We start from the raw sequence: 13,888 nt of genomic DNA on the forward strand, positions 1-13,888 counted from the left end.
GGCTTACCCCGGAGCGGACTTTCACCGCACTGTGTGCACGCCTTCACGGGCGCACTAGGAGGCATGTTTACATGCCGAAACCGTCGCGTAGCGGCGGCGGGGGCCTGGCTCCCCTGCTCCATCAAGCTCGCTCTCATCTCGCCTATCGGTGAATCAACCGACTGGGCTCGCCGCTCCAGGTCACGTACAGCGAGTGGGCGGCGCGGGTTCCTGCCACGTGCAGCAGTGCGCGCTCGTTAAGCTCTCTGGCGCGCTTTTCAGTCACGTCCTCGGTGCCACTCATCGCTCGCTCCAGCGGTACCACGCCGTCGCGGATGCCTACCAGGAACACTACCCGGAACTCCAAGCCCTTGATGCGATGCATATTGGCCAGACGCACGCCAGTACCTGCGCTATCGGTGGAGTCACGACTGATTCGACGAGCCTCTATATCACGCTGCTCAAGCACCTGTTCAATAGGGCGCAGCTGGGTTGCTGTCCGCCCGACCACACAGATATCACGCGGCTCGATGCCATCATCCAGCAGGCGCTGGATTTCATCGACCACCCAGGTCGCTTCGTCACCCGCACTGGAAAACCCCTTCAGGGTTGGCGCTTCACCATCAACCAGCGAGCGGTAATCAGATGCCCCATCCTGCCCACCGTCCATGTCATCAACCTCAACCCCTTCAAGCACAGCAGTGGCAAAGCGGCGAATCTGCTCGGTAGTGCGATAGTTGATACGCAGCTTGCGGCCGCGACCAATGATATTGATGCCGCAATGGCTGAGCGCCGCCTGGCGGCCATAGATCCGCTGGTGACCATCCCCCACGATCATCAGGTCATCAGCCGCTGGCGCGACCAGCGCCCGCACGAGCTGGAGCATCTCGGCACCGAAATCCTGGGCCTCATCCACCACCGCGGCGCGGTAGGGGCGAACCGATGCGCCCTGCTCGAGTAGATCAAGCGCCAGAAAGGTCGCATCCTGGGCGGTTACCCTGCCTTTCTGGTGCAGCTGGAAGCGCATTTCCTCAAACACCGGCCAGATAGCCGCGCGCAAACCACGATTGAGCGCCACACCACGCCCGGCGCGACGTGCCTTGAAGTAGCCGCGCTGGGTCGTGATGCGCTGAGGCAGCACCACCCGCTCAAATTCCTCTGCATAGAAAGTATCCGGGAGCCCAAGGCTGGTATCCGCCAGCGCCATGGCCTGGTCCCAGCAACTCTGCCACCCCGGCTGTCCCGGATAGACGAGACTCACCGACTGGCGCTCGCGCTTGAGAAAGCGTGTCACCCAGGCATCGATATTGATCACCTCGATGGCCTTCATTTCTTCACTGGTGCAGATTTTGCGCAGATTGGCCTCAATATCGGTGGCCAGGTTGCGGGTAAAGGTAGTCAACAGCAGCCGCTCACCCGGTGCCAGCAGATTCCGCACCAGCCAGCGGGCACGATGCATGGCAACCACCGTCTTGCCGGTACCGGCACCGCCCAGTACTCGCACCGGACCGTTCCAGTGGCGCTCAACCAGTCGTCGCTGACTGGGGTGCAAGAAAACACGCCACTGCTCAAGTGGTGCCTCCAGCATCTGGATCAGTTCCAGCTCGTCGTCCACCACATGGAAGCGCCGCTGGCTGCCGGGACGCGTAAGCGCTGTCTCCAGGTCTTCCGGGTCCACCGGCGTGCCGTCGGGCTGGGCGTACTCCCGCATGACTTCGTCGAGCGCCAGCCCTTCGGCCAGAAAATACAGCGCTTCAAACGCCTCCACTGGCAGGCGCGGTGCCAAGGCTTCCAACTGCTCAACACCAACCAGAGCGCGCACCGCCGGCAGGTGACTTTCTGGCACCCCAAGGCGCAGCAGCTCGCGGTCTCTCAGCGAGGTGAACAGCGCCTCACCAGCCTCGCTCTCTGGTTCCACGCCCTGTTCCACGCCCTGGTCTACGACCAGCTCAACGGCCTGTTCAATGCCCTGTTCAGGCGTAGCTTGCGGTGCGCCATGGCGGGTGAGCGGTGTTGAATCGTCCTGGCGGGGCTGTGTCTGCAGAGTCTCGAAGACCTGCAGGCTGCCCGTCTCGGGGTTGACCTCGCAGCGGTGGCGACGCGCCCAGTCATAGGCCGCATCGTGCTTGTCCACCCACAGCAGCAGGTAAACATTGCCTTTCTCTGGGCTAAGCACAATGCCTCGGTACTCCAGGTCGATGCGTACCGAGCGAAAGCCAGGGTGGGCGGCGTCGTTGATCTTTTCGTAATTGATCCCCGGCGAACGTGGGTTGTCCCGGAAATCACTGACAAAGCGATTAACCTTTTTCTGCTGTGCTCGCGGAATATTCGCAAATGCAGTGAAAAAGTCCTGGGAAATTGCTACCTGCAAGCGGTCAGCCCCCTGTGCCATCACGTCACTCCCTGAATCAGTTGTTGCTCAAGCGCTGACAAAAGGCTGTCATTTACCGTCAGGAAGCGCCAGCCCTCCAGCGTTGGCGGCTGCGCATCCGGCTCCAGCTCAACCACTGCCAATTGTTGCTGTGGCCAGCACAGTTCCACATCGGCACCTTCTATCACCACCTCGCCATCGGCGGTGGCGATATCGCTCCCAACCTCGGGCAACGGCAAGCCCAGGTGACTCAGCGCCTCCAACAGCTCCGGCTCCAGCAGGCTGTGCTCTACAGCCGCCAGCCACGCCTGACTTTCATCCCCAACGCCGACGGCTGACGCCTCGGTCACACCCTCTGGCTGCGCCACGACATCAGCATTGTGCCATAACGGCTCAAGCAGCCCAGTCGCCAACGCACGCTGCGTTGCCATGGAAAAGCCCGGCGCAAACTGCAGCTGGTTCGCCGCATGCCAGAACGCGCGCCAGCGCGCCTTGAAGTCGTCATCCAGACCACTGCGGCTATCGTCCAGCCACAGGTGCAGGCGCATCTGGCGGTACACCTCTGGTGGTGTCTGAGCTGAGCGCGGCAACGCCACCAGCAAGGCGTTACTCTGCGGCGCCTCTTTTGCTCCACTGGCTCCACTGGCCTCACTTGCTTCATCGCTGCAGTGATCAAAAAGGCCACCGGGTACCGCCTCGGTAGCGTCGAGCAAGGGCTGTAAAGGTGCCGGCACCAACGCGGCCACGCGGGCCGAAAAAGCAGCGCGGCCTTCGCCCTGCATGGCATCAGGACGCATTAGCGTAACGCCCCGGTACAGCGCCCGAGGCGCCAGCAGCGAGTCGCCCAGCGCAGGATCACGCAACAACGCCAGCAGCCAGTCCAGGCCACCATAGCCATTGCGGGCATTCAGCTCGGCTGGTGCAGGCCAGCCACCGGCATCAGCCAGTCGGGAATACATCTTCACCAGTGGGTTCGTAGCATCGCTCTCGGTGCGCATCACATCGTTACACTGGGGAGCGGCCATCGCGCCGCGCTCGGGCAAGTCGTCCCAGTTCAGGGAGAACACCCAGGCCCACCCCGAACGCAGCAGCGCCTGGCGCTTCTGTACGTCCACATCAACGATCTCATGGTGATACTGCAGCCCGTCCAGATAGACAGCAATGGGCTTGAAGCGCCTGGCATCTTCTGCACGCGCCGGTGTCAGCAGCGCATCTATCTCAGACGCCACCGCGACACCTTCGTTACTACCGACACGCACCTGATGTTCCAAATGCCAGGCCATGGGCCGCCCATCCGCCCCGCTCAGCGTCAGCAGCTGCCCCGGCTTGCCATTGACCAGCTCGGGGGTCATCTGCACACCGGCTACCGCACTCAGGGCGTCAAGAAAACGCTGCTCCAGCTTGCTCTCGACCAGCCCATTGGTGTTGATTTCAGCCAGGCTTTCCACAGGAATCAGGCCATCACGCAGCTCAAGCAACTCGCCCAGCAACTGCTCAGCATCACGACGTGAAATGGTCGGCATACTCCGCCGATGGCGATACGCCAGCAGGCAGCGGTAACAGCCATCCAGCAGCGCATCATCAATACACTCGCAGCTGGCCAGGCGCTGATGGGCCAGCGCCAGCACCTGCATCAAGTGGTCAGGCTCGCGCATCAGCTCCTTGAGATAACCAGTACCGCCTGGAATCCGGTCATAGATCAGCAGATAGAAGCGTTCGCCGCTGTCGCTGTTGGCGGGCTCAGCCATATCGGTCACTTCCAGGTGGTGCACATCGCCACGAAAGTACGCCTTCAGCCCCAGATTCAACGCAGCCACAAATGAATTGAGCGTCACGTCGGAATACGCCACCTCCGACAAGGGCAGCAGGATACGGATCGCCTCTGAGGCCAGCTCACGATACAGATACAGGCTTTCGAAATAGTCGTCGTCGCTTTCAAGCTCGGGGTGACGACGCAGCTTGCAGGTGAAACTGTGCATGATTTCACCACGCCGGGGGCGTTGCTTCTGCACCTTGCCGCAGTGCTTGCAGATGCGGAAGCCGCGCCGCGAGGTGTCATGCCCAGCCACCGAAAAGGTATGGGTATCGCCACCCGCCTGGCCAAAATTGACCTCACGCAGGGTCACCCGGGACAGGAACTCGAAGCCGAACGGCAGCTGCTCACTATCCAGCCGAAAACCACCCCGGTGCCCCTGCTCATCCACATCAACCAGCGTCTGGCGGTTGAAAAATACCGGCTCGCGCTGCTCGGCCTCATCACCAATACGGTCAGCACGGCTATCAACGGTGGCATAGACCTGACGCAGTTTAAGAATGGCGTGGCGCTGGCCGCTGTCGGCCCATTGGGCGCTGAAACAGCGCGGGCAAGCGCTGTGTCGATCAGTGAGATCCACCCGCTCGATATACTGGCAACGATCGCAAAAACGCCACTCTTCCACCTGGGTGAGTTGCAGGTCCACCTGATCGATGGGCATAGCGAAGTCTACCGCATAGAAACGGCTTTCCGGGGCCAGCTCGCCCAGCGCTGCCTGGGCGGAACGCTGCAAGCTCAGGGTGGATTTTTCGTAGGACTTTTCCGCTGGTTTATCGTCCGCCTGCTGTTGCCCCGTACCCACTGGCTGACTGCTTGCCGCACTGCTGCGCGTTGACAGACGCCGCAAAATCACGGAGCGCAGCGTGACCCCTTCCTCGGGAAAGGCATAGTTGGGCAACAGCCCCTCATCGGTAAGAAAGTTGAGCACCAGCTGACGGTTCAGCGACGACAGCAAGGCCGCATGGCCGCCGCGCTCGCCTTCCACTTCCTGGACCTGCTGGCGAGTCGCATCATCCTGGGGTAGACCACTGAGCCGTTCGCGCTCACGGCGCAGCTGCCCCACCTTACGCGCCAGTGAATCGCGCTCTGCTACCAGCTGAGTGAGGCGCAACAACAGGCGCATTTCCAGGCCGCCTTCGTCGCGATGCTGCAACGCTTCGCTCAGGTAACTCCGGGCATCTTCATCAAGGCGCTCAAAGAGCCCGAAGAAGCCCGCCAGCAACACCTCACGCTGCTCAGCAATAAACGCCAGCAGCGTATAGGGAAACTGCGTCTGCTGCTGGTTTTCCACTGCATCCAGCACGTGACGCATCTGCCCGGGAATCGCGCTATCGTCGATCCCCGTGGCGGCCCAGCGGTCCAGGCAATACGCCAGCAGCTGGCGCTCCAAAACGGCCGTGGCCTGCAGAAACACACCCGGGGTCTGCACATCACCGGCCAGCATTTCCAGCGGGTCGGCAAAGAAAAAGTTGTCATGATTCTGGGCATTGGCCACCGTCACCGCCAGCGCATTGCCATCACGCCGCCCGGCGCGACCAATACGCTGCAGATAGTTGGCCTGCGCCGGCGGTACCGAGCACAGAAACACCGACGACAGCGCACCGATATCAATCCCCATTTCCAGCGTTGGCGTGGCCGACAGCAGGTTCACGTCCCAGGGCTCATGGCCATGAATGAAGGAATGCTCAACGTACTCTCGCCTGTCGCGCGGTAGCAGCCCGGTATGCTCGCTGGCTACCAGCCGTTGGGGCATTTGCTGAGCTACCGGGTGCTGGCGCTGCACCAAGGCCGCGTCGCGCTGACGGCCGTCTGCCGCGCGCCCGAAGCGCCCCGTGCAGGTGGGCCTCAGGCAGGCCATATTGTGGCTGGCCGACACCAGTGACGGCGACATAAACAGGGTGTGGCGGCAGTCGCTGCAGGCCAGCACCGCAGGCTCACAGGACACCACCAGCCGCTCAGGGGCGAGGAGCCATAGCGACTGCCCCTGCGCCTCACGCTCCACCAGCCAGCCGCCACGGGTCAGCGCCTGAACGGTCAGGCTCAGAATCTGCTGGGCTTCGGCACTAGCAAACACCGACACCTCGCCCAGCGTTTTTTTCAGCCAGCGCAGCGACCAGCTCTCGCGCCCTCTGAGCAGCAGGGCTTCAAAATTACTCGCCACATGGCCCAGAGTGATGGCCGCGGGGGGCCGTTGTGAGCGCCCGAAACCCGGCATCCACGGCAGCCGGTTAAGCAGGTATTCCTGGCCTTTATTGGCCAGATAGCCGTTAAGCTGCGCGTCATGGATGGCGCCAATCTGGCGCAGATGAATCAGCCAGCCCAACACAAAGCGCATCACCTCGGCATCGTCCAGATCAGCCAGACTGCCCACCTCTTCGCGCAGCTGCCCAGCAAGATTGCTGACATCCGCCATCAGGCGTTCCGGCTCCCAGCCCGGCACTGCCCTGCCGCTACGCTCCAGCGAACGGCCATAGGTCGCGCGCCGCCCGAACTCGGCCACGCATTCCCAGGCCAGTCGGCGCGATACCAGCTGCGCCAGGTCCGAACCGGGCGGCAGCTGGCCAGTTTGCGTCAACTGGGCATAGTCACGCAGCCATTCCATGTTCGGGGCAATGAACAGGCCGCAATAGCGCTCATCCGAGGCCAGCCGCTCACGCCACCAGGCCGGCATCAGCTCCGCCGCCTCGGCCAGGCTTGGCGCTACGGGCTGCTCGGCCAACCACTGATAAAACGCCTGACGAAACAGTTGCCGCCAGGTATTGGCGCCCAGAAAGCCCGCACGATGGGCGGCATCCTGCACCGAGTCGGAAAACGCAATCAGCTTGTGGTCGTCGTTGAACGGCGTATCGAACAACTGCCCGGTCATCACACTGATCAGAGTTGCCGCGCGATAACCCACGACTGTCATGGCATCGCGCGCACCACATTCCGGGCAGTTATGGTGAGCCAACAGCTTTTCACCCTCACCGACCGGCTTGAGCATGTTTGGCAACCACACGCGCAACACCGGCGCTTCGCTGCCCTCCTGGGCCGCGGCAGGTTCGTCGCTGCACTGCGCACAGGGCTGCGCCTCTGCGGCACCGTTCAGGCCGCGCAGCCCCAGGCAATGGGGGCAGAACCCCTGTAGTGGCCCATCGCTGGCCTGCCGCTCCAGGCGTTGCCCTGGCACCAGTGGTACCAGCAGGCGCACCTGAGGATCATTCTGGAACCAGGCCTGATAGAAGTTCTGCAAGTCGCCATTCAGCTGGCTATCGCCCTTGGGCAGCACCGCCCCCCAGGCCGCCAGATGACACTCCCTGCAATGCAGTAGCGGCAAATGCAGCGGCTTCTGAGAATCCTGCAGGTCATCGGAGAAGCGCAACACCGGAGGCTGGCCATCGCCAGGCACCGAACACACCATGCGCCGCAGCTCACGCAGCCACAGCTGCTGGCGCACCTGCAGTAGCGGCTGACACCATTTCTGCGGATCGTCATGGGTGGGGTTTCGCCACTCCCGCGCCGCCGACACCAATGACACCAGGCTCTGCACCAGATGCCGGGCCGACTCCGGCCGAGCCAGGTTCAGCCGCGCCTGCCAGTCGGCGGCCAGGTCGTTCATGTCCACCTGCTTCACGCAGCGCTGGATCAGCTCCTGAAAAGCGCGATGACGGTGCAGCAGCTCGCCGAGTTGCACCGCCGCCTGAGCACGACGATAAGGATCGGCAGCATTCAGCGGCGGCAGCTCAGCCGCAGGCAACTCGTCAAACCACAGCCGCGCCTGATGGAACAAATATTCTTCCACCCGCACATAGTGGCCCGGGTCAAGCCGGGCCAGCTGGTCGACCGGCCAGTGACCGAAACGCTGCGGCTCGGCCGCCGGAGTGTGCATGGCGTCCAGATACTCTCTGGGCGTCAGGCGATCTTCACCCACCACCGCATCAGCATCCATATGGCTGGCAAACACGTCGCGGGCGTAATCCAAAAGCGCTGTTCTTTCACTGCCAATAGTGGCCGAGGTGCCCACACAGGCCAGCTCCTGCCCCGCTTCCAGCCGCGCCTTGAGCCGACGAATCAGGCAGGCCAGATCCGTGCCCTGAGCGCCATCAAAGGTATGCAGCTCATCCACCACCAGATAGCGCAGCCGCCCCAGCGCATTGAAACGCCACAGCCGCTGGTCTTTAGGGCGAATCAGCAGGAAGTCGAGCATCTTGTAATTGGTCAGCAGAATATCCGGCGGATTTTCACGCAGGGTGCGCTGACAGGTAATGACGTTGTTCGGCCCCATCACGGCATCGGCCTGCTGCTGTTCACCGCCAACAAACAGGCCCACGGTCAGGCGCGTCTCCAACTTGGCCACCTCAGCGGCGAAACGCCGTGCCTGGTCGGTCGCCAGGGCATTCATCGGATAGATAACAATGGCCTTGATCCCGCGCTGGCGGTCACTCAGGCAGTGGTCCAGCACCGGGTACATGAAACACTCGGTTTTACCCGAGCCAGTGCCCGTGGCCACCAGCGTTGAACGTGGCTGCTCAGCGCATAGCCGCTCGAACGCATTCAACTGATGCTGATAGGGCCGAAATGGCAGTATCAGCTGATCAAACGGCAGCGGCTTGTCTTGTGGTGCCAGGCGAAACGGCAGCTTGATATCCAGATAAGGGCCTTTGAACAGCGCCTCTGGGCGCTGGATCAACTCATCGATCAGCGCCTGGGTATCTGCAGCGCTATCCGAAGCGCTATCTGAAGCGCTATCCGCACCAGCAGCACGACGGCCACGCGTCTGGAAAAACGGCGTGGCAATGGGAAAGGCGCTGCGCAAAAACTCACGCACAGCCTGCTGAAGCTCACTGGCTACAATGCTGGGTAACACTCACGCCTCCGTGCTGTTTTTTACTGCTGTACTCCTGCTGCTGGCTGCAGCGCGATGGCCATCATTGTCCCTTGTGTAGCGGGATAACGGAACGGCTCGCAACGGTTCTTTGGCAGCACACAACTGGACTGGTTTTTTCAAAACCGCCCAACCTGGGGGGATTGTTCAGTTCACCCAGAAATTCTTCAGAAAACAGCAAAAACGGGATTTTTCTTTAACCCGCACTGAATCTGCCCGGTTACTGCCTTGTTAAAAACTTCCTCAAACTGCCTCACATGTAGCAGATTGCTACACTGGTAACCAAGCGCATCAATAGAGAGCAAAGACATGGCAACATCAAGCGTACGACTGGACCAAGACCTTATTGATAGGGCAACAATCATGGCAAAAGCCTTGAACCGCACACCTCCAAAGCAAATTGAGCATTGGGCAAAAATTGGTGAAATCATGGAAGATAACCCCGACTTACCATACGAGTTTGTGAGGCAGGCGATAATTGCGGAAGCCGAACGGGAAGCCGGAAAGCTGGAGAGTTACGACTTTGGCTGAGGCAAGGAGCGCTGTACAGACACCTACCTTCAAAAAGGCCGTAAAAAAGCTGAAGGCAAACCAAAAAAAGGAGCTGGACAAGGCAGTTAATGAATTAATGGCGCTTGGTTCCCACGAAAAATTTTACCGAGATATTAAACGACACACATAGAGTTGCAACGCCCATATTCACGCACCAGTATCACTGTTCGCGTGTAACTGATTGTTAGAAGACGCTTTATAGTGGACCCCGAAATCAAGACAGCAGAGCCGCCATACCTGACCACTTCGGTCGTCAGCGGGATACCGTGGAAGACCAGAACACAGGACAGCGCTGCGCAGTTGCAACCCAGGCCGAGACGATAACTTAAATCCGGACGTTTTCTGCCTTGACGATGGGGTCCACTTTAAATTCTTTTGGCTTAACGCCCAAAGCAACGGTGCGTAGCATCCGCCTGTCTTTGCTTGTTATGCCACTTTTATAGACCTTAAAAAATTAATAATGGGGTCACTTTTGCATTGAGATGGCTCTATATCAGTAATGAAGGCATGATCATTTCTTTGCATAATAGCTGCAACGTGAACCCCTAATTCTTCTTCATTAACCGAACAAATCATTATCGAGCATGAATCCATAGCAGCAAATCGGTTCATTTTGTGTGCCGCATCAATAGCTATTTCAAGAGCCGAAGCTCTAACTTTGCTATCGACATCAGTTGCACTGAATATTTTCTTCATATTTGAGGCGATATTCTCTGCAAAAGCCCACGAATAGTTTCCACTTCCTACAAAATCTTTATATACCTTAAGGAACTCTTCGATATACGGAGCTAATTTCTCTTGAGGCAATATTGAGAAAAAACGGAGTGAAAGATCCTGACAAATTCTCACTTGATCTTGCCGATCTACTAATGAAAATTTACCGATAAACTCTATGACTCTTTCCGCACTGTACTTAGCTTCTTTTTCAAGCCTATCTTCAATGGTTGTAATCAGTTGATTAACCTCTCCAAGCTGACCACCACGATTTAATATTACATTGAAAGCAAGCTGAAGGGCTTGTTTAAACTCTGAAAGACTCTGGTATCGTTTATTTTTATCTAAAGCGCAAGCTCGCTCAATTACATAGTAAAGCGCTGGGTGAACACCGTTATCCATTAAATATGTTGGATTCTGTTTCGTTAACAATACATAAAAGCTTTTTCCAAGCATGAAAATATCGCCAGTTTCATCTGCATGCTTAAACCCACCATTTTGAAATTCTGGGGGCAAGTAGCCGTGTGTACCCCAAAACATGGAACTACTGGTAAAGCGTGATGAAGAATCTGGCTCCATTCCAAGCCCAAAATCTGAAACCACTATTTCATCGCCGTCTAGCAAAAAATTCTGAGGCTTTATATCTCTGTGATAGATACCATCAGAATGCAGCTCTGATATACAGTCTATCATCTTATTAAAAACTTCTTCCTGCTTGGGGGCATCTGCAACTAACTCATCAATAATATTTGTTAGATCCCCCCAGCATAATATTTCATTACAAAATATGGAGGATCATTGTCCGTATTGCTGTAAACGGTTCCAGCTACCTTTGAATTGCCATTAAACACCTCTTGCAACCTAACTTCACGTTTAAATCTTTTTATGTATTCTTCATTGTCTTCTCGGCAGTATTTAAGCGCTAAGATCCCAGAAAACTCTGCATTACTATCTTCTACAAATATTACTTGCCCCATTCCACCACTATCGCTACACAAGCCCTTTACAAAAAATCTTGCATCAATCAAATCACCAATTTTAAAGTTCAAATTTTACTCTCCATTATTTTCTACGAAGGCTGTGAGGGCATAACGCCCGGCCCACGCGCCGGTTTGTAGCCGCGAAGCGGCGAAAAATCGGTCGCTGTGCAGCCGATTGTTAGCCCAACTCTAGAACAGCGTCTTGGTGAATTTCTCCACTCCGCCTATTAATTCTTGAGCTTCTTCTTTGGTTGGCTCCCGATCTTTGTTGTGATCACACAAATTACGAATATCACCAAGTCTCTGAATTTGGCGCCACTCCGGTGTATCCAGGACGTCAGATTGTTTCAAAAGGTCATTAAAGTCACTGATAGTGGGGTTCTTTTTACGAGTTGTAATATTGTGATTCCCTGCCACTTGAGCCAAGTGTTTCTCTAATACCACTCCGCACACGGCACCAGATGCTCGAACGAAGCCCCGTTTCAACAGTTCTTGCGCCGCAGCGAGTTCAGAGTCGAAAAGATCAGCTTGCACCAACTGTCTTATGTCATATAGCGAACTCTCGAATCTTGTGGACACGGCCTTCAAAATTGCGCACTGCTGCTCAAAGTGCGGAATCGCAGCTTGCGGCCCTACTACCTCCTCTTTTTCCCATCCACGAGTGACCCTCAGACCCTGCAAGTAATCCTCTATTCGGTAATTTTCGAAAGTAATGTCTTTGCGCGGCTTAGGCTTTTCATAATGCCGAGAAAAGTCTGAAAGTCTGTCGGGCAACAACTGCTTTATCAGAGCATTTGAGGCGGAGTACCATTCTTGATACTCAATTTTAAAGTTTGGCAAAATCTTCTTTAGTTTCTTGAAATCTTCACCGTACGCCTCCTCGACGGCTTCGGGATTACAGTCATACTGCATCGCGACGAGAAGCAGCTGCCCCTGGTTTATGAGTGAATCGAGGTCCTTCCTGAATTTCTCTATATTGGCTTGCACACTAGTTTCCCTTGCCAATGGCTAACGCTGAACGAAGCGGCGCGTCTTACGCGTCCGCCTTCCGTGACTTGTTATATTCTTTCGAAAACCGCCTCATTTTAGCGCCTGTCTCAGAGGTAGCAATTTTTCCCAAAGAGACTTGTTCAACGGCTTGTATATATCTCAACCGCTCAGTCGTGATGTTTATTAGCTCTTTCGCATCGTCCTGAGTAACAACCTCAGTAGGTTCTTTGAAGACGCTATTAACTACACCAGCATAAAGGCTGTTATTTTTCATATCGTTAAGGTGAGGAGTCTTTTTTAAAGCGGCCTCATGTTCCCTCACATCTGAGTCATCCGCTCTAATTTCACTTTGGAAATAGTCATGAACATGCATTGCATCAATCTTATCTTGATGCCTCGTCAGGCGCCGATGCAGTTTTCTCCAGTCAACCTCATCTCCATTGACAAGATCCAAGCCCACTCCAACCAACATGTGTATTTTTGCGAGCTCCTCACAGCACAAATGCGCCAAACAGTAGGCACGGGGGAAAAATCCATGTTGATAGAGCAACTGGGATTCTGCAAATAGACTCTTAGCGTTGCGTAAAAGCTTTTCTCGAGCTAACTCAATTTCTTGGATCGACAGAGCTTTCATTTTTCTCTCAAATATAACGCCCGAAAGCACCGGCGCTTCAGCGTCCGGTGATTTTCTTGGTTAGGCCTTCCTCCTCCATCTCAGGAAGGCTCTGAATTAACGCTGATAGCACATCAACAATTGGATATGCTTTTTGATGGAACTCAGCAAGTTCGGCGACGGTATAGGAAACGAAGCTCTTCCTGTGTTTCCTTCCTTTAGGAATACCACCGGAAAGATTTGTGCCAAAAATCTCACCATCGTTGCTCCGTGACCAGCAGAAATGAGCGAACTTATTCCTGGTTGATCTGAGTTGCGTGATTTGATTATTTATATCAAGGACCTGTCTGATCTGCTCCTCGCTGATAAGCTTGTAGCGATATCGATATCGGTGTATCTCCGAGGCCTCTTTGATAGCTTCTTGCCGCTTCGCTCCGGACATATGATCAGTGTAGGTGCGCGCCAAAAACTCGGGCGTTATCAATAACCGAGAGAGCAACACCCCAAGCAGAAACTCAATATTCGACCACTCAACAGTAAGCTTACCGATAGCCTGAAAGTGCTCATCAGTGAGTTCCGCGTACTGTGATGTATGGTTTAACGGCATCACTGCTCCTCGGGCCTAACAGCGTATTAGACAGCACGCTCATTTATTAACTTGAACGAGCACGCGCGTTCAACATTCTTATACCGCCACACCAACCCATTGTTTTTATGAGCGCTTTCGTAGACGTGACTATAGAACACCAATAAACGCGCTTGCTGCCTTTGCCGGCATGGCAGCTTTGGGTCGATAGCAGCCATTCTCACACTCATCATGTGCTTCCACCTGCCCTCCCCCTCTCCTGCCACTGCCACTACTACTAATACAGGCGTTATTCATTTTCTCCCCCATTCTCAAAAAACGCCCAAGCCCGTCGGTAGTCTTGCTCGCGGTCGGGACGGAAGTATGGGGCTTGGTAAGTGGCTATTCAAAATTTATCGTGCGCTCAGACCCGTAGCCGTCGAGTAG

At 56.2% G+C, this 13,888-nt stretch carries 9 protein-coding genes; 2 read left to right on the forward strand and 7 right to left on the reverse strand.

Translation table 11 applies throughout. The features are described from left to right. Positions 1-142: 142 nt before the first annotated feature. Positions 143-2,371 carry a 3'-5' exonuclease gene (locus ACTH3D_RS09970; RefSeq protein ID WP_441666930.1) on the reverse strand — a complete coding sequence of 743 codons (2,229 nt, stop codon included), beginning with the start codon at positions 2,369-2,371 and terminating at the stop codon, positions 143-145. Next, positions 2,371-9,009, reverse strand: a complete 6,639-nt coding sequence (locus tag ACTH3D_RS09975; RefSeq protein ID WP_441666931.1) for a DEAD/DEAH box helicase — start codon at positions 9,007-9,009, stop codon at positions 2,371-2,373. Before ACTH3D_RS09975 ends, ACTH3D_RS09970 begins: the two co-directional genes overlap by 1 nt. Before the next feature lie 327 nt (positions 9,010-9,336). On the opposite strand from ACTH3D_RS09975, the gene ACTH3D_RS09980 reads away from it, so the two are divergent. After that, positions 9,337-9,558, forward strand: coding sequence for a TA system antitoxin ParD family protein (locus ACTH3D_RS09980; protein WP_441666932.1), 222 nt, complete (start codon positions 9,337-9,339; stop codon positions 9,556-9,558). Beyond that, the gene (locus ACTH3D_RS09985; RefSeq protein WP_441666933.1) at positions 9,551-9,709 is read left to right on the forward strand and encodes a type II toxin-antitoxin system RelE/ParE family toxin; all 159 of its coding nucleotides are present in this window, start codon (positions 9,551-9,553) and stop codon (positions 9,707-9,709) included. The genes ACTH3D_RS09980 and ACTH3D_RS09985 overlap by 8 nt, the downstream gene beginning before the upstream one ends. 296 nt (positions 9,710-10,005) lie before the next feature. Here ACTH3D_RS09985 and ACTH3D_RS09990 read toward each other — a convergent pair whose 3' ends face one another. The 5 genes from ACTH3D_RS09990 to ACTH3D_RS10010 all read right to left on the reverse strand — a co-directional run bounded on the left by ACTH3D_RS09990 (position 10,006) and on the right by ACTH3D_RS10010 (position 13,483). Next, positions 10,006-11,082 (reverse strand): protein kinase domain-containing protein, encoded by a 1,077-nt coding sequence (locus ACTH3D_RS09990; RefSeq protein ID WP_441666938.1) that lies wholly within the window; start codon positions 11,080-11,082, stop codon positions 10,006-10,008. Next, positions 11,046-11,342 carry a hypothetical protein gene (locus ACTH3D_RS09995; RefSeq protein ID WP_441666934.1) on the reverse strand — a complete coding sequence of 99 codons (297 nt, stop codon included), beginning with the start codon at positions 11,340-11,342 and terminating at the stop codon, positions 11,046-11,048. The genes ACTH3D_RS09990 and ACTH3D_RS09995 overlap by 37 nt, the downstream gene beginning before the upstream one ends. Positions 11,343-11,462: 120 nt before the next feature. Then, on the reverse strand, positions 11,463-12,260 hold the full coding sequence (locus tag ACTH3D_RS10000; protein ID WP_441666935.1) for a hypothetical protein: 798 nt from the start codon (positions 12,258-12,260) through the stop codon (positions 11,463-11,465). A gap of 46 nt (positions 12,261-12,306) precedes the next feature. After that, on the reverse strand, positions 12,307-12,897 hold the full coding sequence (locus ACTH3D_RS10005) for an AbiV family abortive infection protein (protein ID WP_441666936.1): 591 nt from the start codon (positions 12,895-12,897) through the stop codon (positions 12,307-12,309). 37 nt (positions 12,898-12,934) lie between these two features. Continuing rightward, the gene (locus tag ACTH3D_RS10010; RefSeq protein WP_441666937.1) at positions 12,935-13,483 is read right to left on the reverse strand and encodes a hypothetical protein; all 549 of its coding nucleotides are present in this window, start codon (positions 13,481-13,483) and stop codon (positions 12,935-12,937) included. Between the last annotated feature and the right edge of the window lie 405 nt (positions 13,484-13,888).

Origin of the sequence: Halomonas sp. (assembly GCF_052095765.1) — a bacterium.
Taxonomy (GTDB): domain Bacteria; phylum Pseudomonadota; class Gammaproteobacteria; order Pseudomonadales; family Halomonadaceae; genus Halomonas.

What these genes read in the sequence shown, in the direction of transcription:
- ACTH3D_RS09970 (WP_441666930.1), bottom strand. Translation starts at nt 2,371, where the DNA reads ATGGCACAGGGGGCTGACCGCTTGCAGGTAGCAATTTCCCAGGACTTT.
- ACTH3D_RS09980 (WP_441666932.1), top strand. Translation starts at nt 9,337, where the DNA reads ATGGCAACATCAAGCGTACGACTGGACCAAGACCTTATTGATAGGGCA.
- ACTH3D_RS10005 (WP_441666936.1), bottom strand. Translation starts at nt 12,897, where the DNA reads ATGAAAGCTCTGTCGATCCAAGAAATTGAGTTAGCTCGAGAAAAGCTT.
- ACTH3D_RS10010 (WP_441666937.1), bottom strand. Translation starts at nt 13,483, where the DNA reads ATGCCGTTAAACCATACATCACAGTACGCGGAACTCACTGATGAGCAC.